Raw genomic sequence first — 19619 nt, 5'->3', positions numbered from 1 at the left:
AACAATATCATAGAAAGATTCCATTTACAAGCGGGGGTATTTCATGGACTGGATCATTGGCTTGCTTTGCGCTGCTGTGGTGGCGGGGGCTGCTTTTTATAAAAAATCCTTAACGCTATCAGGCTTTGTCGCGGCTGTATTGATGGGAACCGTGTATTATGGGGCAGGCAATCTGTTCTGGTTCGGTACTTTGCTCCTGTTTTTCATAACATCAACTCTCCTGTCAAGGTTCAAAAAGGAGCGCAAGGCAGAGCTTGAAAAATCGTATGCCAAAACCGGCAATCGGGATGCAGGTCAGGTATGGGCCAATGGGGGATTAGGTATGCTGCTATGTCTGGGGTATGCCATATGGCCCCACATGGCCTGGCAGCTGGCATTTGTTGGTGTCATGGCTACAGTCACATCCGATACGTGGGCAACGGAATTCGGCAGTCTGAGCCGTAAGCCACCACGTTCAGTGCTTAACGGGAAGGTGCTGGCACCCGGAACCTCGGGAGGCGTATCTGCAATGGGAACGACTGCGGCCCTGGCTGGGGGCGTATTGATCGGAATAGGTGCATGGATCTTTGGATATGCCCTAGGAACGCCAGTCTTGCCGATATGGCTGTGGGCATTGATTGGAGGCATATCTGGCAGTGCGGGAGCCTTTGCTGATTCCTATCTTGGAGCTACGGTGCAGAGGATGCGTTCCTGCACGGTTTGTGGGCGGGAAGTAGAAGTAGACTCACATTGTGGACAAGCAACAGTATATATGCGTGGCTGGCATTGGATGAGTAATGATCGGGTGAATACCATCAGTTCTATTTTCGGAGGATTGGTTGCTCTTGCGGGTATTTTCTTTTAATCTGAGCGAGTTCCAATCCTTCTACGGCTGTAAAGCCGCAGGCAATAAACCTGGTATCTTGTAGCTAAAAACCGTACTGACATTGTTCAGGTAACGGTTTTTTTTAATCATTAGCTGTGTCTGTGTTAAAATAAACAGGATGCAGTACAAAACTGGGGAAGAGTAGGGAATCCGTATGAATATTATGACCGTTGAACATATAACGAAAAGCTATGGCGAGAAAGTGTTGTTTCAGGATGCTTCCTTTGGTATGGATGAACGTGACAAAATAGGAGTTGTCGGTGTGAATGGCACCGGTAAATCAACGTTTTTACGAGTGATTTCCGGGCTGGAGCCGCCAGATGATGGCAATATCGCAGTGAACAATGATGTACGTATTCAGTATTTGGCGCAAAACCCAGAGTTTGATCCTGAGATGAAGGTACTCCAGCATATTTTTCACGGCAACCAGCCAGAAATGAAAGCCGTGCGTGAATACACGGAAATCATGGAGCTGCTGGAACTGAATCCGGGCAGCGAGGAGCTTCAAAGTCGTCTGTTGCGGGCAAGCCAGCAAATGGATACGTTTCAGGCATGGCAGTTGGAGAGTGAGGCCAAAAATATACTTACCCGACTGGGAATTACCCAGTTTGAGGCGCGTATGGGCGTTCTTTCCGGCGGTCAGCGCAAGCGGGTAGCTTTAGCGGCGGCTTTGATCCAACCCTGCGAGTTGCTCATTCTGGACGAGCCTACCAACCATATTGATAATGAGTCCGTGGAATGGCTGGAGCAATATTTACAAAAAAGACGCGGTGCGCTATTAATGATCACGCATGATCGTTATTTTCTGGATCGAGTTGCGAATGTCATGCTGGAGCTGGATCATGGACGGCTTTTCCGCTATGAGGCCAACTACACCCGTTTTCTGGAGTTGAAAGCAGAACGCGAGGAGCGGGAAGCGTCTTCGGAACAGAAAAGGAAAAACTTGCTGCGTAATGAGCTGGCCTGGATTCGCCGGGGAGCAAAGGCTCGTTCGACCAAGCAGAAAGCGCGTATTGAGCGCTATGAGCAGCTCAGGGATCAGCAGCCGGAAGCTCGTTCAGGATCTGTAGAAATGTCCGTAGCCTCTACGCGCCTCGGTAAAAAGATATTGGAGCTGGAGCATCTGTCCAAATCGGTAGATTCCCGCAAGCTGATACAGGATTTGAGCTATATCGCGGTTCCAGGGGATCGTGTCGGTATCCTAGGTCCCAATGGCAGTGGGAAATCTACACTGTTGCAAATGATTGCCCAGCGTGTGGAACCGGATTCCGGTAGTGTTGTACTGGGACCGACCGTGAAACTCGGCTATTTTACTCAGGAACATCAGGAAATGAACGAATCACTACGTGTCATTGAGTACATCAAGGAAGAGGCTGAAGTGATTCGTACAGCAGACGGATCAACGATTACAGCTGCGCAAATGCTGGAGCGTTTCCTGTTTGCGCCCAACGCGCAATGGACGGTTATTTCGCGATTGTCTGGAGGGGAGAAACGGCGCTTGTACCTGCTGCGTGTCCTAATGTCCGCCCCCAATGTGCTGTTACTGGATGAGCCTACAAATGATCTGGATATTCAGACCCTTTCTGTACTGGAAGACTATCTGGATGAATTTCCGGGCGTGGTTTTCATCGTTTCTCATGATCGGTACTTCCTGGATCGGACGGTGGATAAAATACTGGCATTTGAAGGCGAAGGACAGGTACGAGTGCATGTGGGCGACTACAGTGAGTATGCAGAATGGATGAGCAAAAATGCTCAATCATCTGCGGCTGCGCCTGTCTCGCCGGGTACAACTTCTGCGGCTCGGTCTTCTGTGCCAAAGTCAGCAGGTGCTTCGAATTCGGTCAAGGAGATAAGCAAAACCAAGCTTAAATTCACCTTTAAGGAACAGCGGGAATATGAGCAAATTGACGACCTGATTGAACAAGCCGAAGAGAAGTTAGCCGACATCCAGCGACAAATGGAGGAGGCTTTCAGTGATTCGGCCCGGCTACAGGAGCTTATGGCTGAGCAAGCGAAGGCCGAAGAGCATCTGGAGTATCAAATGGAGCGGTGGACCTACCTGAACGAGCTTGCTGAGCAAATTGAACAAAGCAAGTCGTAAGCATTCATATAGCACGTACCAACATGGTGCAGGAGCGATTTTTTCTTGTTGCTCAGACTAAAAAAGCAAGTCTCCGTAAAACCGGAAGACTTGCTTTTTTAATTACTGGTCTATCGCCTGATGTGACAGGGCGGTTGTCATCATCCAGATTAAACCGTCACATAAGCCGCAAGCAGACGGGCAGTGTTCAACACGGCCTGCTTATGCGTACGCTCCATCGCGTGCGAGGCGTGTACACCGGGGCCGATCAGTGCGGCCCGGATATTGTTGCCTGCTTTCAGCGCAGCCGAGGCGTCCGAGCCGTAGTGCGGATAAATATCAACTGCATACGGAATATGAAGCTCTTTGGCCAACTCAATCAAACGAGTCGTCATGTGATAATCATAGGGCCCGGAGGAATCCTTAGCACAGATCGACACATCCGTTTCCTTGCAGCTCAGATCTTCACCTATACAGCCCATATCGACAGCTATCATCTCAGTGATTCCTTCGGGTATGTATGCCGCTCCGTGTCCTACTTCCTCATAGTTGGAAATGAGTAGTCTAACGGTATGCCGAGGCTTCCAGCCTTCGTGTACGGCGGATTGCAGTAAGCCAAATAGCGCAGCCACACTGGCTTTATCATCCAGATGCCGGGATTTGATGAAGCCGCTCGGTGTTATGACCGGACGGGCATCAAACGAAATAAAATCGCCCACCGCAATGCCAAGCTGTAGCACGTCTTCTTTTGATTCGACCCGTTCGTCAATCCGAATCTCCATATGACTTTCTTTGCGCTCAAAACTTCGTGCATCGTCATAGACATGCACGGATGGATGAGTGGACAGAATGGTGCCCGTATACGTTTGTCCGCTTCTGGTATGAATAAGACAGTATTCGTTCTCAATGCTATTCATCATAAAGCCGCCGACGGATGTCAGACGCAAGGTGCCTTGATTGGTAATCGAGCGCACCATCGCGCCCAATGTATCCACATGCGCGCTCAGTGCCAGCGTATGGCCTGTGTCCTGACCTTCCAAGGTCAAGATGGCGCCTCCCTTGGCGTTCCATTCGATCGGAACCCCGAGGCTTTCGGCTTCCTTGCGGATCAGTTCCATTACATGATGAGTATACCCGCTGGGGCTGGGCGTGTTCAGCAGCTGTTGTAAAAAGCTCATCATGTAATCTTCATTCAATTGAATCGTCATTTGGTGCTCCTCCTCATTTGGACAACCGATCAGGGTTAGAGGACGGTTGCTCTGTAACTCTGTCGGATATAGACAATGTGCTGGATGAATCAGGTGTGCCATAGGTCGTATGCGCATATGCTTCCATCGCGGAGTTATGCTCTTCTTGCAGTGTATGAAGCTGAGCAGTCAGACGTTTCAGTTCTCTCTGAAGCTTGTATTGGCGGAAGATACCGAATGAACCGACGATAAGTCCACCCAAAAGAGTGCAGCCAAGAATAAGCAGGATCAAGGGGATATTTACTACACTAAACAGAAGGTTCACTTGAACCGAGTTCACATTAATGACAGCAAATACAGCCGTTAACAAGGCGATAACAAGAGCAGCGATTAAAGACCATTGTGTTTTCAAATTGCCACCTCCTCCCGTTCCATTCTTACGGTACATTATAAAATCCCTTGCCCACCATGGACAAGGGATTTATCCGTGCATTGTTTCAATGCTGGATTGTGTGCGTGCACGGTCCTATTTGCCTTCCGTCAGCTTTTCCATTTCCGTAATGACTCCCTCGAATACGCTCATCGCCTCGCGAATTGGCTGCGGTGAGGACATATCGACGCCAGCATTCTTCAAAATATTGATGGAATAATCGCTGCCGCCGCTCTTCAAGAAGCCTAAGTAACGGTCAACGGCCGGCTGGCCTTCTTCGAGAATTTGTTTCGAGAAGCTAGTTGCTGCCGAGAAGCCGGTAGCATATTTGTAGACATAAAAACTGTTATAAAAATGGGGGATACGCGCCCATTCCATTTCAATGTCTTTGTCTACCTTCATGCCTGGACCGTGATATTTCACATTCAGATCATAGTAAATTTCTGACAAAAGCTGCGGCGTAAGGGATTCTCCCTGTTCTGCGCGTTCATGTACAATCTTCTCGAATTCCGCAAACATCGTTTGACGGAATACCGTTGTACGGAATTGGTCCGCATAGTAGGTGAGAAGATACATTTTCTCTTTTGGATCGGTAGATTTGTTCAGCAGGTAGTCCATCAGCAATGCTTCATTGGTCGTAGAAGCTACTTCAGCCAGGAAAATGGTGTACTGTGCATCCCTGTACTTCAATGCGTTGTCTGAATAATAGGAATGCAACGCGTGCCCCATTTCATGAGCAAGTGTAAACATGCTGTTCAGGTTATCCTTATGATTTAGGAGTACATAAGGATGGGTGCCATAAGCTCCCCAACTGTAAGCGCCTGTACGTTTATTTTCATTTTCGTATACGTCAATCCAGCGCTCATCATAGCCTTTTTGCAATGAAGCCAGATAATCCTTACCGAGTGGCTTAAGACCTTCTATCGTTTGCTTTTTGGCGTCTTCATACGTAATGTCCATTTTGTATTCGTCCACAAGCGGAGCGAACAAATCATACATATGGAGCTCATCCACACCTAACAGCTTTTTACGCAGCTTGATATAACGATGGAGCAGAGGTAGGCTTTCATGAATGGTATCAATGAGATTCGTATACACTTCCTTCGGAATATTGTCACCATATAGTGACATTTCCAATACGGAAGGATATTTGCGAACACGAGAATAAAAAATATTTTTGTTCACATTGGCATTCAGTGTGGAAGCAATCGTATTTTTATTTTTGGCATACGTGTCATAGACTGCTTTAAAAGCACGCTCACGTACTTCACGGTGCGGACTTTCGAGAAATTGGATATAGCTGCCATGGGTCAGCTCAACCTCTTTGCCGTTTTCATCCTTAATTTTAGGGAATTTTAAATCGGCGTTGTTCAGCATACCGAAAATCGTTTGCGGGGCCTGAGCCAGATTGCCAACCTGAGCAAGCAGCGCTTCTTCTGCTTTGCCCAAAACATGCGCCTTTTCCCGCTTCATTTCTTGAAGGGTAAATTTGTAATCCGCCAGCTTCGGATCTTCAATGAAGGCATCAAGCTGTTGATCCGGCAGGGCCAAAATTTCCGGTGTCACGAAAGATAGTGACTCACTAACCTCAACGCCTAATTTTTTGGCTTTTTGGGAAAGCCCTTGATATGTAGGTTCAGCCGTATCCTCATCATGATGCAGATGGGCGTACACATAGACCCGCTCGGTTTTGAGCGACAGTTCATCCTCCAGTTTAAAGCAGTTGCCAATCGCTTCGGCTGAATTCAGCTTGCCTTGGAATTGTGCAGCCTTTTTGGCTAATTGTTTGACTTCTTCGTATTCTTGGTCCCATGCTTTGCGGTCAGGAAACAGGTCTTCCAGTTTCCATGTATTTTCCACCGGCGCATCGGCGCGTTTTACAATTTTACTCATGGGGAGCCTCCTCTGATCGAACATAATGTGGGGTAGGGCTGCGGCGGCAAGGGACGGATGCCAAAACGAAGAAACCGCCACGCTTACCGCAAGCAGCAGGGCAAGAGGTTTTACAGGATGCATATAACGGCATATCCTCCTTATACCATGGCTTGTATGCCATAGTATGACCTCTTACCTCCGAAAGTATAATTTTCCTTACTGTGGGGTGGAACCTATATTTAATAAGCTGTATACAATAAGGTAAAAGGCAAGGCAAACCATGATCACAGCAGTGAGGGCCATCCACTTTTTGAGAGGAGCCGGTATCGTATCACGTTTCATAATCAGCACTCCGCCCAGCGTGAAGGCCAAAATAATGAAGATGAGATAGCTGTTGGACACCATGAGTCAGCTATACCTGTTTGAAAGCGTCCATGATCCGCTGCCACTCTTCCTCGTTATCTTGAAAGGACTGCTTGGGAAACCGATTTTGAGCCCACTGCATCAGCGCCGGACGGCTCAAAAAGGTGTGGGCTTCCTCGCCCCAATCATCGGATATTTCCCTTAGAACGATGTAACGGCCCTGCACTTCGACTGTCATCATGTTCCACTTGTCTTTTTTGTATATTTCGTGTTTTTTCATCATATGCATGTCTCCGATATATAGATGTTTTGGTTCATGATACCGCAGTTTCCGCCGCAAAAGCAAATCATTCCAGCTTGAAAATTCATCAAAAACATCAATTGCATTGTGAAAAAGCATGAAGTATAATATGGATATTCGCCATAGATGGCGGTATTTTTAGGAGGTTGTTCACTTGAAAGGTACAGTTAAATGGTTTAACGCAGAAAAAGGTTATGGCTTCATCCAAGTGGATGGTGGCGAGGACGTATTCGTACACTTCTCCGCAATCCAAGGCGACGGCTTCAAAACTTTGGAAGAAGGTCAAGCGGTTGAATTCGAAATTACTGAAGGTAACCGTGGACCACAAGCAGCTAACGTTAACAAACTGTAAGTGTAACTGAATTGTAAGAATTGTTCCGTTTTACGGATGTCTTATATATTACGGTTAAACAATGAATTGAAAGCGCAGTTCCTTAAATTTAAGGAACTGCGCTTTTTTGCGTAAAAACCTTTATGATATGAAGAGGTTGAGTCGGAATAGGGTAGTATACGTAATAAACCCAGGCAGGAGTCATTTTAAATTGAAGGAGTTGATAAAATGAGTGCAGCAGAGGCTAGCCCACAGCCTTCCTTAATTGAAGGCCCCATTGCCAAAACGCTGTTTATGTTCTCTTTGCCGATGCTGTTCGGAAACATTCTGCAATCCCTGAATGGAACCATCAATTCGATCTGGGTAGGAAAGTTTCTGGGAGAGGCCGCATTGACTGCCGCTTCCAATGGAAATATTATCATGTTTTTTCTGATCAGTTCGATCTTTGGCGTCACGATGGCCGCCACCATATTGATCGGACAACATATCGGAGCAGGGGACATTGCTGAAACCAAGCGTGTCGTTGGCACAAGTGCCGTTTTTTTTCTAGTGCTTGCTTTGGCTATAGGCATTATCGGTTTTTTGGGTGTTCCGTGGATTCTCCATGTGCTTAATACACCTGCCGAATCGGTAGACATGGCGATCACGTATACGCGTATTATTTTCGCGGGCATGCCTTTTTTGTACGGCTATAACTACATTATGACCGTCATGAGAGGGGCTGGGGATTCCAAAACACCGTTTTATTTTCTGCTCATCTCCGTCGTGCTGGATGTACTACTCAATCCCTTATTGATATTCGGATGGGGACCGATACCCGCGATGGGCATTGGAGGTTCCGCAGCTGCTACCTTGATCGCTCAAGGGATCAGTTTCGTGCTGATTCTCTTTTACCTTTATCGTGTAAAATACTTTTTGTGTATTACCTCTTCAGAGCTTCACTTGCTGAGATTCGACTGGAAGATTATTTGGACCCTGATCCATAAGGGAGTGCCGATGGGGCTGCAAATGATTGCTGTCTCCACCAGCGCAATTGCGTTGATGAATTTGATTAACGGCTACGGGACTGTGGCAGCGGCGGCGTATACGGCAGCGAATAATTTGTCCAGCTATGTGCAGATGCCGGCAATGGCGTTAGGTGCAGCTGTGTCTTCCTTTGCTGCTCAAAATATCGGAGCCGGACATTGGGATCGAGTACGGAGGACTACCTGGATTGGAATTGTGTACAATTTTGTGTTGACTGGCGGAGCTGTGGTATTAATTTACGTGTTTAACCGTCAGGCCCTGCTGATGTTCCTTCCTTCTACAGGTGGTGCATTTGAATTGGGGATGCGGATTAATCTAATTACCTTGTGGTCCTTTGTTATATTCGGTATTACCAATGTCATTACAGGTGTTGTTCGATCTACGGGCTCCGTCATGATACCGCTTTTAATTACCATTATTTCATTATGGGGCATCCGTATACCTTTGGCTTATGCGTTTGTCGATGAGTATGGTTTAGATGCTGTATGGTGGAGCTTTCCTGTTGGTTTCGTTATCTCTGCGGTGGCCATCGTGTTTTATTATGCTTCCGGGAAGTGGAAGCAAGCGAGCATGGGAGAGCTCCCACAAGGCATGAAGCCAGCAAAGGATGAGGGATAAGTAGGACGTTTGTGCTATTCATGCGAATTAAATATTACAGGTGTAAGTCTTTTTGTGAAAATAGCCCATTTTTCTTGGAACATGATTTGCAAAATCCTCGGATAATAAAGAAAAAAGTGAGGTTGTTCATTTGTGCTAAAAGGACGATCATATTATAATGAATATGGTTTGGATAGGTATAATTACGTAGACAACAATGTGGAGGCACCGTCATTTGAGTTATGTTGAGCAAGGACGTTATCAAGTACCGAGAGGCCCCATAGGTCTAATGAGCCGAATGTACAAGCATATTCTCCCTGAAACAAAACAAGAATTGGGCAACTGGAAGAGCAAGGCGGAGCAGATCCCGGATCCCGAGTTGAGAGGTCAGGCACTTGCAAGTATAGCGAATAAGACGTTTCACTGCGTAGGTGGCGCGGTTTATGCCGCAGCCAATATGTCTGCGCGGCAGACGCTAATTCCGCTGATTGTGGCGTACCAGACCATTAGCGATTATCTGGACAACCTGTGTGATCGCAGTACGTCTATGGACCCGGATGATTTCAGGCTGCTGCACCAGTCTATGCTGGATGCGGTTAATCCGGCGGCTAAGCCAGTGAACTATTATGAATTGCGTCGGGAGCAGGAGGATGACGGTTATTTGACCGGGCTGGTGACAACCTGTCAGTCTTGTGTAAGCAGGCTTCCGGGGTATGAGGCGGCAATGCCTTACGTTCAGGATTTAGCGGGATTATACACGGATTTGCAAGTATACAAGCATATTAAACCCGAGCTGCGGGAACAAGCGCTTTTGGACTGGTGGTCGTTACATAAGGATCGTACACCGGAGTTGCGCTGGAACGAATTTGCTGCGGCTACGGGTTCAACCCTGGGGGTCTTTATGCTGTTTCTTGCTGCCAGCGACCGGCATCTCACAGATGCGGGGGCTGCCTCAATACATGCATCGTATTTTCCACATGTGTGCAGTCTTCATATTTTGCTGGATTATCTAATCGATCAAGACGAAGACCGGAAGGGCGGAGATCTTAACTTTTGCAACTATTATAAAGATACCGACATGATGCTGGACCGGATCGCCTACGTTGTGAATCGGGCGCGGGCTGATATTGCAAATGTCCCTGCCAGCTCCTTTCACCGGATGATTATCGAGGGATTGCTGGCTTTATATTTATCCGACCCCAAAGTTAGCGAGCAGCAGGATGTACGCGCTGTTTCGAGACGTTTGATGAAAAACAGTCCGCTCATGCGTTTGTTTTTCTTATTGAACAGTCGATGGATAAGAAGGCTTATATGATTATTTTGAGGAGGTCATAAATCATGACAGCAGTTAAGAAAATTGCAGTATTAACAAGTGGTGGAGATTCACAAGGGATGAACGCCGCAGTTCGCGCCGTCGTACGCAGCGGTTTGTATTTCGGACTGGAAGTGTTCGGGATTCAACGCGGCTACCAAGGCCTTTTGAACGATGATATTTTCCCGATGGATCTGAGAAGCGTTGGAGATATTATCCAACGTGGGGGTACGGTACTCCAATCTGCCCGCTGCCTTGAGTTTACGACTGAGGAAGGACAAAAGAGAGGCGCGCAAATTTTGCGTGACCGTGGAATTGATGGCGTAGTCGTAATCGGTGGCGACGGTTCCTACCAAGGGGCTAACAAACTGACCAAGCAAGGCATTAAAACCATGTGCCTCCCGGGTACGATTGACAATGACATTTCCTTCACGGACTACACCATTGGTTTTGATACGGCGGTTAGTATCGTAGTGGATGCGGTCAACAAGCTGCGTGATACGATGTCATCCCATGAACGTTCTTCCGTTGTGGAGGTAATGGGACGTCATTGCGGAGATATTGCTTTGCATGCGGGGCTGGCTTCCGGCGCGGAAACTATTTTGTTGCCTGAGGTAGACTTTAACCTGCAAGAAGTAGCTGATCGGATGACACAAAATTTTAAGCATGGCAAACGCCACAGTATCGTTATCGTTGCTGAGGGTGTAGGCAAAGGCGAAGATGTAGCAAAAGTAATTCAGGAAAACTGTCCGGCGTATGAGCCGCGTGTTACAGTACTTGGGCATATCCAACGCGGGGGTACACCAACCGCGTTTGACCGCAATCTGGCGAGTCGTCTGGGTGACTTTGCTGTTCGCCAATTGATTGAGGGCGTATCTGATAAAGCCTGCGGAATCATTGATGGTAAATTGGTAGCTACAGACATTGGTAAGGTTGTAAGCACGAAAAAAGAATTTAATATGGAACTTTACGAGCTGGCATTGCGTCTGTCCCAATAATAAGAGTTCTTACTTGTAGTAGATCGGTTCTAATTTTGAAGATACGTAAAGTTATGCGGATGACCCGAGTCATCCGCTATTTTTTTAACTTTGAATACGATAAGGAGGCTATAACGCATGTATTTGTTCAAAATCGAGGTGGACAGCTCAGAGGGAGCTTTGACGGTCATTCTCGCCGCTGAAAATGAAGAACAGGCATTTAAAGAGATTGATCAGCATGTGGAGAGACACTTTCTGTATCCCCCCGAGCTGAATGAGGTGGCTATTGTGGAGAAGAAAAGAATAACTCCAGGCGCAGCATATGTTATTGAGACACGCAAAGGCTAGACAGCCTCTGCGTGTTGTTTTTTTGCGGTAAAACGACGTTGTACCAGCATCAGACGCCAGAGCAGCAAAATAGCACCTACTGCCAAACCCGTAATCAAACCGATCCAGTAGCCATAGGGGCCCCAGGAAGTCCAGCGTGCGAGTATATACCCCACGGGAAGCCCAATGACCCAATAGGACAGGAATGTGAGCAGAAAGGCCGGATTGACATCTTTATACCCGCGTAGTGCTCCTTGAGTAGGTGTAGCGATCGCATCCGAGATTTGAAAGAAAATCGCGTAAATTAGAAAATGCTGAGTCAACTGAATAACTTGCGGATCGGTGGAATACAGTCGAGCCACCTGTTCACCCCAGATGAGCAGCACAATAGCTGTAATCAGTGACAGAACCACTGCGGTGCTGATGCCCAGTATACTATAGGTTCTAGCATCCCGCGGACGATTAGCCCCTGTTTCATAACCAACCAGAATCGTAAGTGCCATACAAATGCTAAGTGGAAGCATATACAACGTGCTTGCAAAGTTCATGGCGGCCTGATGAGCGGCGATGGTGGTTGTATTATAACTGCTCATCAAGAGAGTGACGGCAGAAAAAATGGCAGTCTCAAAAAATATCGCAAATCCAATGGGTACACCAATGTGGATAAGCTCTTTCCAGGCACTGGCGGCAATTCCGTATATTTTGCGGAAAATTCGGTATTCAGCAAATTTCTTGCCTCGATGCGCAGTAATGCCAGCAACCAGCATAATGATCCAATAGGTGGTGGCGGTTGCAACCCCAGACCCCACACCGCCCAGACGTGGAAAACCCCAGTTTCCGTAAATAAGCAAATAGTTTAACAGAATATTGATGGGGAGTGACATCAGTGTGATTGCCATTGTAAATCGTGTTTGTCCCAAGGCATCCATAAAGCTTCGGAGCACAGTGTAGGCGAATAATGGAATAACCCCAAATGCCATCGCACAAAGATAGTAAAGTGCAACGTTATGAACCCTTGGTTCCAATTTCATGCCGTTCAAAATAGGATTGACGAGAAAAATGCCTGCAATCAGAACGATCATGGACAAGGCAAGAGAGAGCCAAAGCGCTTGAATGACATAGTAGGAGACTTTATCTTTGCGCTGTGCCCCAACCAATTGGGACACAATCGGCGTGATTGCCATCAGTATGCCATTGAGGCCTGTTTGTACGGGGATCCACAGACTTACTCCGATAGCTACACCAGCCAGGTCGGCAGGAGAAAAGTGCCCGGACATATTGGTATCAAAAAAAGTCATCGCGGATAATGCGAGTTGGGTAATCAGGATGGGTAGCAAAATGTAAAATAGCTGTTTCCATTTCTGACTCATTGTAATTGTTAATTGCATTTTGTTTCCTCATTTACAAAAGAGTTGTTACTATGATATATCACAAGATATATCATAACATGTCAAGAATCATTGTAAGGGATACTGTAACATTTGAACAGCAACAAAAAAGACTGCACCCGTCATTCTAACGAGAAGTCAGCCTTTAGATTTGTAGAGATCGCATATTGGGGAAAATAATGATAAGTTCAGGAATCAATACATTACTTGTACGTTACTCCGCTCGTATAACGGTTTGTTGCATTCCAGAGCAAATATTCATCCACCTTCATATCCTTAAGCGCTCGAATTTGATCCTCGACCTGGATTTTCCCATACTTGGCATAATGGCCACTGCCCAACCAGCTGGCGGTAAAATCCTGAATCCACGGACGAATAATCGGCTTCAGCTTGCCTGTTGGATCCAGCTTTTTATGTGTATCGACCATGGAGCCTTTTATCGTCTGATAAGGATTTTTATCCGGGTCTTTGACACCAAACCAGCCTGTTGTGTAATGGCTTGGATAGACCATCGGCGAAATGACGTCCACATTTTCAGAGATTTTAGTAAAATCCTGTCCGATTCCCTCGGCAGCAGGAACGGATGCGGCATATCCGAAAATATCTACAGACACCCGCACACCCATAGGAGCAAGCTGTTTGCGAGCATATTGTACGAACTCGGCTACAGCATCCGAGCGTGAATGTTCCGATTTGGTGTATTTTAGCTTATCTGCTCTTTTCTCAAAGCCTTCGGGAAAACGTACATAGTCAAACTGAATCTCCTTAAAACCGAGCTGTGCTGCTTCCTTGGCAATGGCGATATTATAATCCCATACCTCTTTGTTATAAGGATTGACGAACCCGTCTCCCTTGCCGTTTTTCCAGACCGTCCCGTCAGGATTGCGGAACGACAGTTCGGGATTTTTGTTAGCCAGCACGGTATCTTTAAATACGACGATCCGGGCGATCGGATAAACCTTATGCTTTTTCAAACGATCCATCAAACCGGAAATATCGCGAATAAATTTTTGGGGCTTGCCCAATTTTAGCAGTTCAGGGCTGGTCGTTGGATAAGTTATGTAACCTGCATCATCTTTAATGTCAATGACCATAGCATTGAGCTCTGTTTTATCGATCAAATCCAGCAGCTGATTCATGCGCGAACCGCCTGCGCTATAAGCCGTTACATAAATGCCTTTGATAGCTGGCGTGGTCGGCTGCGGGTCTAATTTGACCGGAGGATTAGATGCATCTACCTTCATGCTACTGTGCTGGGCCTGAATCATGGCGCTGCCGAGTGTTGTTGCTACCGTATCTTTGACCCTTGGTATATTGGCGGTCTGTTCTCCATTTCCACTCATCCCCAAGGTGATTAACATAATTACCCAAATCATATTCATTCCCCAGTTCTCTCCCTTATATCTGTCGCTTACCTGATTATACGTAAAGTCAGGTATCCAAAAAACAACATCTTTGTAACCAAAGCTAGTGCAAGCCGTCAGGCATAGTCTTACATGATTAACCCAACGATCGATCGATGAATCCACATCATTGCATAAATAATGCCGCTTCCTCACGGCTGTAGGCACAACCGGAAGAAGCGGCACTGAGTAAAGCGATTTATTGAAGATAATTATCGTTCTGGTGCTCACAAATACTGTACTGAATAATCTCTAGCGCATCCGTTGGCTTGAGTATGGACATCCCGTCCCGGAGGACAATCATCGAGTTCAGCTCATTCTTTTTGAGAGAAGGGAGCATTTCAGGATACCATCTTAAGACGATGTCGGACAGTTTTACCGTTTCCATTTCCACAATAATCACCCTTTCCTGTTCGGAATCATTCCAAAAGAATCATTCATTACGAATCGGAAAAGCAAAGTGCCTGTGAAATAGCAGGTAAAGCGGTCTTATAAATATGATGGGTACAGCGCACGTATAGTGTACCACAGAAACTGAATTTTGACACTCGGGTACATGCTTATCTTCGGCGGAAGGAACCCATGACTCCAACGGTTTCCACAATATTAACGAAAGCAGACGGATCGACTTCCTTAATGATGCGCTTTAATTCGACCAGTTCATAGCGTGTTGTAACAGTCATTAGCATATCCTTTTCCGTATGTGAGAATGCACCTTCAATTTTGATTTTGCTGACACCGCGTGGCGTGGCCAACATCCGGCTCAACAGTTTTTCGGTGTGTCCTGTAATAATGTAGACAGTGATTTTCGTATGGCTTACATAAATTTGATCCAAGACCTTTCCAGTCACGAAAATGGACAGCATTGACGCCAGCGCAATATTCCAATCTCCATTCAAGTATCCTGCCGCGAGAATAACCAGCCCATTCAACCCGACAAGTACAGTTCCGACGGGGAAGTCACGATAACGGGTAACAATGGAGCCGATAATGTCAAAACCACCAGTAGACCCTCCCACCCGGAAGGAAAGCCCTGCTCCAACGCCGATCAGTACCCCGCCAAAGACGGAGGCCAATAGTGTATCCGATACGACAGATTGCACCGGAACCCAGGCCAAAATCCACGTTGTAACAACAACGGATAAGATGCTCAGGCTAATAAATCGTTTGCCCAAAATAAACCAGCCTGCAACAAGCATCGGGATATTGATGACAAAATACATGGTGCTGATATTGAATTTTGTGAAATAGCCGATTAACATGGAAACCCCGGCTACTCCCCCGCTCAGCAGGTGGTGGGGCACGAGAAACAGATTAAAACCGCATGCTATGGCAGCGGCTCCAAGAATGACTACGAAGCAGTTTAACACTATTTTTAACAACTTTTTTTCACCTCATTTAAATTATGCGGGAAGCAACTTGCTGGTATTCATGAATTGTTCTGTGCTATAATGCGATGTGGATATTCTTGAGTAGGGACCTATGTCCAGAGAAACACTTAAAATTTAAACTGTTTTAAAAAGGGTAAATTCGTTTAAGATGTATCGGATAGGGTTCCCTGAGTCATTACAGAAAGTGCAGTTTAAGTCAAATAAACTGTTACTGTATTGGGGAAAACTTATACAATAATATCGCTACTTAAGAATACAGACAACATTGTGGATTGTCCACCACATCCACCATTATGAAGGAGTATGAATAAATTTGACGACATTTGCAGAATTTGATCTTGAACCTAAAGTAATTCAGGCGATTACGGAGCTGGGTTTTGAAGAAGCCACACCAATTCAGGCCATATCCATTCCGATTGCACTGCAAGGCAAAGACATGATTGGCCAAGCCCAAACAGGTACTGGTAAAACCGCAGCCTTTGGTATTCCACTGATCAGCAAAATTTCCAAAAACGACGAAAAAATCAGAGCTCTGATTATGGCTCCAACACGCGAGCTTGCAATTCAGGTGGCTGAAGAAATTGAAAAACTATCTCGCTTTAAAGGTCTTCGCACGTTGCCAATCTATGGCGGTCAAGATATCGTGCGCCAGATCCGCGCTTTGAAAAAGAAACCTCAAATTATTATTGGTACACCAGGACGCCTGCTCGATCATATTAACCGCAAAACCATCAAGCTGGAAGACGTAAACACGGTTGTTTTGGATGAAGCGGATGAAATGTTGGATATGGGCTTCATGGAAGATATCCAATCCATTTTGAAGCAAGTTCCGGACGAGCGTCAAACGATGCTTTTCTCGGCTACAATGCCTCCTAATATTAAAAGACTGGCTGAGCAATTCCTCAAAGACCCTGAGCATGTTTCAGTTATTCCTAAACAAGTTAGCGCTCCACTGATTGAACAGGCCTATATTGAAGTTCCTGAACGGCAAAAATTTGAAGCATTGAGCCGTCTGATCGATATGGAATCCCCAGAACTTGCCATCGTATTCGGTCGTACCAAGCGTCGGGTAGACGAGCTGGCTGAAGCTCTGCAAAAACGTGGATATTCTGCAGATGGCTTGCACGGTGACTTATCTCAAAATCAACGCGATGCTGTTATGCGCAAATTCCGCGATGGAAGCATTGACGTGCTCGTGGCGACGGACGTGGCTGCTCGTGGTTTGGACGTTTCCGGCGTAACTCACGTTGTGAACTTTGACCTTCCACAAGATCCGGAAAGCTATGTTCACCGTATTGGCCGTACTGGACGTGCAGGTAAAGAAGGGGAAGCATGGTCTTTCGTAACGCCTCGTGAAATTGACCATTTACATTTCATCGAACGTGTAACCCGTCACCGCATTCCACGTAAGCCGCTTCCAACACTGGCTGAGGCTCTCGAAGGCAAGCAACGCATCATCGCAGAACGCCTTCTGGAAGCTGTAGAAAAAGGTGAGTTGAACGAGTACAAAGGTTTGGCTATTCAAATGCTTGAGCAATATGATTCTGTACAACTTCTCTCCGCAGCTCTGAAGCTGATGACTGGTGAGAAGAGAGAAGCATCAATTGAGCTGACTCCTGAAGATCCAATCCGTGCAAAGCGTCGTAAACCGGACATTCGTTCTGGCGGTCGCAAGCCGTCCAACTATAGCGGTCGCAGCAACGGAGGCTATAATTCCAACCGTTCTGGCGGCAGTGGCGGTAAAGGCGGATATGGCGGTTACAACCGTGGCAAAGAAGGCGGTGGCTACAACCGTGATTCCGGAAGCCGCTACAGTGGAGATCGCAAACCACGCACGAGCAGCAATGGAGAAACTCGTCGTCCTGCAAGACGTGAAGATTCCTCTTCCGAATAAAAATTAATATATTGAAAAGCCGAAGTGAATACTAGCTTCGGCTTTTTTTGTTTTAGTGGCAGATGATGCTCAATAACCCCTTCTTGGCAAAGGGACCTGCTGTGACGAACTACCTGTTGAATTCACTGGCGCATTAGGGATGAAATACGTTATGATATAGTCAACAGCCGGAATTTACAGGCATAGCAACATGAGTCTTGGAACTGTCAAGGCTCACGGAGGGAGAGACTAGCATTGGAGTTTAAAGGAGCTATGGGTGGTATTTACCGCTTGACGGAATGGATTACCCGACTGGCAGCTACCAATTTATTATGGGTGTTATGTTCGTCGCCTTTTATGTTCTGCCTCATACTCAAACTACTTGTCATGAATCAGAATTTGGCTAATGAATCTTTACAAATGAACTGGGCAATGGCTATTTTGGCACCGCTTACCTTATTCCCCGCCACATCGGCTATGTTTACCGTTGTTCGCAAATGGGTGATGGGTGACACAGATACCGGTGTGTTTCGTACTTTCTTTAAAGGCTACAAGGAAAACTATAAGCAGAGCCTGATCGGGGGCATCTTTTACACGTTACTGTTTGTTATCATGTATGTGGATTATACCGTTTATATGACACAACTCAGCAACCTACAAATCGTGGGCGTTATCATGCTTATTCTTATCATTATTTTGCTCGTGTCTATGTTTAACTTCTTTTCGATGGTGGCTCATTACCATATGTCTATCGGACAAATTATGAAAAATGCGGTTTTACTGACGCTGATTCGGCCATTTCGTGTATTTTCTACTATGCTCGGCAGCGCGGTTGTTATATTTATCGGGGTCAAATATCCCGTGCTTTTCTTATTCTTTATCGGCAGTGTTGTTGCCTGGTTCGCTTTCTTTAATTTTTACGGAACTTTTCTCAAAATGCAGGATCAGATGGAACAGATGAAGCAGAAGGATGAGGAGCAGGAAAGCGTTGAAGACAAGAAAAGTGATAACCTCCAAAAATAAAACAGATTTCTCCTAGCGTTTACTTTCTGAGTTAGAAGCGCTATAATAAGGTCACATCCTGCGATGCGCGTTACGGTCATTTGTTGTTTTGAACCAATGACAATGTCTAGGGAGATCAATACGGATGAATAGCTGAAAAGCCCTGTCAATTCCTGACAAGGGGACTTCAAAAGTTTGTTCTGCGATCACCCACCTGCTAAAGCAGGTTCAGAAGACGCTATGGTCGGACGGCATCAGCGGGTATTCCGCAACGTAATGAACACACTCTGGTACTGCTGCGTGCAGAAACAGGGTGTTTTTTGTATGCAACAATGTTAAACTAAGACATGAGGCACTAAGGTCGCATGCCACAGGTATGATCGGGCTCGCTTTTGGTTGTTTATCATATTTTATAAAGCGCTTGCAGCAAAAGAAAACCGATGTGCCGCATGATGGCAACGATTATCGTGAAGGAGGAAATGTCTTGTCGTTGAAAAGGACTCTGGTAGGGATTGTGCGCAGCCAAGAAAGTACAAGCGACCGGGTCAAGGACCCCCAAATGAAAACACGCTATTATAACTTATCGAGAGACAAGGCTTGGGAAGAAGTGACATCGATCTTAAAAAAGATTCCTGGCTATAAGGTACTCCATGAGGTAGCATCCGTAGGTGAGATTACGTTAGAGAAGCGAACGGCGTTCGGCAGAACTGTCGATATTACTGTTTCTATATTGTCTGTTTCGCCAGTTCGAAGTGCGGTGGATATTTATTCCGCGTCACGTGGATCGCTGGGGGACTTAGGTGCGAATTATCGTATCATTTTGCAGTTGTTCGCAATGATTGACAAGAAGCTGTCCGCTTATAAGGTCGTGCAGTAATTGTAGACGTG

General features: G+C 46.3%; 19 protein-coding genes and 1 other RNA gene. 11 read left to right on the top strand and 9 right to left on the bottom strand.

The window, feature by feature from the left end; genetic code table 11:
* The first annotated feature begins 43 nt into the window (after positions 1 to 43).
* Complete coding sequence (locus KQI_RS0121540; RefSeq protein WP_010348943.1) at positions 44 to 844, top strand: DUF92 domain-containing protein; 801 nt, start codon at positions 44 to 46, stop codon at positions 842 to 844.
* Positions 845 to 1019: 175 nt separating this feature from the next.
* Complete coding sequence (locus KQI_RS0121535) at positions 1020 to 2969, top strand: ABC-F family ATP-binding cassette domain-containing protein (RefSeq protein WP_010348942.1); 1950 nt, start codon at positions 1020 to 1022, stop codon at positions 2967 to 2969.
* Positions 2970 to 3118: 149 nt separating this feature from the next.
* On the opposite strand, the gene KQI_RS0121530 is transcribed toward KQI_RS0121535, so the two are convergent.
* The 5 genes from KQI_RS0121530 to KQI_RS0121510 all read right to left on the bottom strand — a co-directional run bounded on the left by KQI_RS0121530 (position 3119) and on the right by KQI_RS0121510 (position 7086).
* The gene (locus KQI_RS0121530) at positions 3119 to 4156 is read right to left on the bottom strand and encodes a M42 family metallopeptidase (RefSeq protein WP_010348941.1); all 1038 of its coding nucleotides are present in this window, start codon (positions 4154 to 4156) and stop codon (positions 3119 to 3121) included.
* Positions 4157 to 4169: 13 nt separating this feature from the next.
* Positions 4170 to 4547 carry a LapA family protein gene (locus KQI_RS0121525; protein WP_010348940.1) on the bottom strand — a complete coding sequence of 126 codons (378 nt, stop codon included), beginning with the start codon at positions 4545 to 4547 and terminating at the stop codon, positions 4170 to 4172.
* A 114-nt stretch (positions 4548 to 4661) separates the two neighbouring features.
* Positions 4662 to 6458 (bottom strand): oligoendopeptidase F, encoded by a 1797-nt coding sequence (gene pepF / locus KQI_RS0121520; protein ID WP_010348939.1) that lies wholly within the window; start codon positions 6456 to 6458, stop codon positions 4662 to 4664.
* Positions 6459 to 6656: 198 nt separating this feature from the next.
* The gene (locus KQI_RS29400; RefSeq protein WP_010348938.1) at positions 6657 to 6845 is read right to left on the bottom strand and encodes a hypothetical protein; all 189 of its coding nucleotides are present in this window, start codon (positions 6843 to 6845) and stop codon (positions 6657 to 6659) included.
* Between the two features lie 7 nt (positions 6846 to 6852).
* On the bottom strand, positions 6853 to 7086 hold the full coding sequence (locus KQI_RS0121510) for a hypothetical protein (RefSeq protein WP_029390276.1): 234 nt from the start codon (positions 7084 to 7086) through the stop codon (positions 6853 to 6855).
* A gap of 172 nt (positions 7087 to 7258) precedes the next feature.
* On the opposite strand from KQI_RS0121510, the gene KQI_RS0121505 reads away from it, so the two are divergent.
* The 5 genes from KQI_RS0121505 to KQI_RS0121485 all read left to right on the top strand — a co-directional run bounded on the left by KQI_RS0121505 (position 7259) and on the right by KQI_RS0121485 (position 11695).
* Positions 7259 to 7456 carry a cold shock domain-containing protein gene (locus KQI_RS0121505; RefSeq protein WP_010348936.1) on the top strand — a complete coding sequence of 66 codons (198 nt, stop codon included), beginning with the start codon at positions 7259 to 7261 and terminating at the stop codon, positions 7454 to 7456.
* Positions 7457 to 7663: 207 nt separating this feature from the next.
* Positions 7664 to 9079, top strand: a complete 1416-nt coding sequence (locus tag KQI_RS0121500) for an MATE family efflux transporter (RefSeq protein WP_010348935.1) — start codon at positions 7664 to 7666, stop codon at positions 9077 to 9079.
* 214 nt (positions 9080 to 9293) lie between these two features.
* Complete coding sequence (locus KQI_RS0121495) at positions 9294 to 10373, top strand: tetraprenyl-beta-curcumene synthase family protein (RefSeq protein WP_029390275.1); 1080 nt, start codon at positions 9294 to 9296, stop codon at positions 10371 to 10373.
* A gap of 23 nt (positions 10374 to 10396) precedes the next feature.
* Positions 10397 to 11368 carry a 6-phosphofructokinase gene (gene pfkA / locus KQI_RS0121490; protein WP_010348932.1) on the top strand — a complete coding sequence of 324 codons (972 nt, stop codon included), beginning with the start codon at positions 10397 to 10399 and terminating at the stop codon, positions 11366 to 11368.
* A gap of 117 nt (positions 11369 to 11485) precedes the next feature.
* Positions 11486 to 11695, top strand: coding sequence for a DUF3906 family protein (locus tag KQI_RS0121485; protein ID WP_010348931.1), 210 nt, complete (start codon positions 11486 to 11488; stop codon positions 11693 to 11695).
* Here KQI_RS0121485 and KQI_RS0121480 read toward each other — a convergent pair.
* The 4 genes from KQI_RS0121480 to KQI_RS0121465 all read right to left on the bottom strand — a co-directional run bounded on the left by KQI_RS0121480 (position 11692) and on the right by KQI_RS0121465 (position 15847).
* Positions 11692 to 13062: an MATE family efflux transporter gene (locus KQI_RS0121480; RefSeq protein ID WP_010348930.1), complete on the bottom strand. Its 1371-nt coding sequence runs from the start codon at positions 13060 to 13062 to the stop codon at positions 11692 to 11694. The genes KQI_RS0121485 and KQI_RS0121480 overlap by 4 nt on opposite strands.
* 203 nt (positions 13063 to 13265) lie before the next feature.
* The gene (locus tag KQI_RS0121475; RefSeq protein ID WP_010348929.1) at positions 13266 to 14444 is read right to left on the bottom strand and encodes a putative glycoside hydrolase; all 1179 of its coding nucleotides are present in this window, start codon (positions 14442 to 14444) and stop codon (positions 13266 to 13268) included.
* A 220-nt stretch (positions 14445 to 14664) separates the two neighbouring features.
* A complete protein-coding gene (locus KQI_RS0121470; protein WP_007429817.1) occupies positions 14665 to 14853 on the bottom strand; it encodes a hypothetical protein in 189 nt (62 codons plus the stop codon).
* A 172-nt stretch (positions 14854 to 15025) separates the two neighbouring features.
* Positions 15026 to 15847: a YitT family protein gene (locus tag KQI_RS0121465; RefSeq protein ID WP_029390273.1), complete on the bottom strand. Its 822-nt coding sequence runs from the start codon at positions 15845 to 15847 to the stop codon at positions 15026 to 15028.
* Positions 15848 to 16169: 322 nt separating this feature from the next.
* Between KQI_RS0121465 and cshA the strand changes: the two genes are divergently transcribed.
* The 4 genes from cshA (at position 16170) to KQI_RS0121450 (ending at position 19608) form a co-directional block, all read left to right on the top strand.
* Positions 16170 to 17750, top strand: a complete 1581-nt coding sequence (cshA, locus tag KQI_RS0121460) for a degradosome RNA helicase CshA (protein WP_010348925.1) — start codon at positions 16170 to 16172, stop codon at positions 17748 to 17750.
* A gap of 234 nt (positions 17751 to 17984) precedes the next feature.
* On the top strand, positions 17985 to 18752 hold the full coding sequence (locus tag KQI_RS0121455; RefSeq protein ID WP_010348924.1) for a YesL family protein: 768 nt from the start codon (positions 17985 to 17987) through the stop codon (positions 18750 to 18752).
* A 52-nt stretch (positions 18753 to 18804) separates the two neighbouring features.
* A non-coding RNA gene (ssrS, locus tag KQI_RS28145) (6S RNA) lies at positions 18805 to 18999 on the top strand.
* A 216-nt stretch (positions 19000 to 19215) separates the two neighbouring features.
* Positions 19216 to 19608, top strand: coding sequence for a DUF1499 domain-containing protein (locus KQI_RS0121450; protein WP_029390272.1), 393 nt, complete (start codon positions 19216 to 19218; stop codon positions 19606 to 19608).
* Positions 19609 to 19619: the final 11 nt, after the last annotated feature.

The organism is Paenibacillus peoriae KCTC 3763 (assembly GCF_000236805.1).
Classification (GTDB): Bacteria; Bacillota; Bacilli; order Paenibacillales; family Paenibacillaceae; genus Paenibacillus; species Paenibacillus peoriae.
The sequence above is the reverse complement of the archived record's forward strand: the minus strand, read 5'-3'. Positions and strand labels throughout refer to the sequence as shown.

Excerpts from the sequence above, each read along its gene's own strand:
- KQI_RS0121540 (WP_010348943.1), top strand. The coding sequence starts at position 44 with ATGGACTGGATCATTGGCTTGCTTTGCGCTGCTGTGGTGGCGGGGGCT.
- KQI_RS0121535 (WP_010348942.1), top strand. The coding sequence starts at position 1,020 with ATGAATATTATGACCGTTGAACATATAACGAAAAGCTATGGCGAGAAA.
- KQI_RS0121530 (WP_010348941.1), bottom strand. The coding sequence starts at position 4,156 with ATGACGATTCAATTGAATGAAGATTACATGATGAGCTTTTTACAACAG.
- pepF (WP_010348939.1), bottom strand. The coding sequence starts at position 6,458 with ATGAGTAAAATTGTAAAACGCGCCGATGCGCCGGTGGAAAATACATGG.
- KQI_RS29400 (WP_010348938.1), bottom strand. The coding sequence starts at position 6,845 with ATGGTGTCCAACAGCTATCTCATCTTCATTATTTTGGCCTTCACGCTG.
- KQI_RS0121510 (WP_029390276.1), bottom strand. The coding sequence starts at position 7,086 with ATGATGAAAAAACACGAAATATACAAAAAAGACAAGTGGAACATGATG.
- KQI_RS0121500 (WP_010348935.1), top strand. The coding sequence starts at position 7,664 with ATGAGTGCAGCAGAGGCTAGCCCACAGCCTTCCTTAATTGAAGGCCCC.
- pfkA (WP_010348932.1), top strand. The coding sequence starts at position 10,397 with ATGACAGCAGTTAAGAAAATTGCAGTATTAACAAGTGGTGGAGATTCA.
- KQI_RS0121485 (WP_010348931.1), top strand. The coding sequence starts at position 11,486 with ATGTATTTGTTCAAAATCGAGGTGGACAGCTCAGAGGGAGCTTTGACG.
- KQI_RS0121480 (WP_010348930.1), bottom strand. The coding sequence starts at position 13,062 with ATGCAATTAACAATTACAATGAGTCAGAAATGGAAACAGCTATTTTAC.
- KQI_RS0121475 (WP_010348929.1), bottom strand. The coding sequence starts at position 14,444 with ATGAATATGATTTGGGTAATTATGTTAATCACCTTGGGGATGAGTGGA.
- KQI_RS0121470 (WP_007429817.1), bottom strand. The coding sequence starts at position 14,853 with ATGGAAACGGTAAAACTGTCCGACATCGTCTTAAGATGGTATCCTGAA.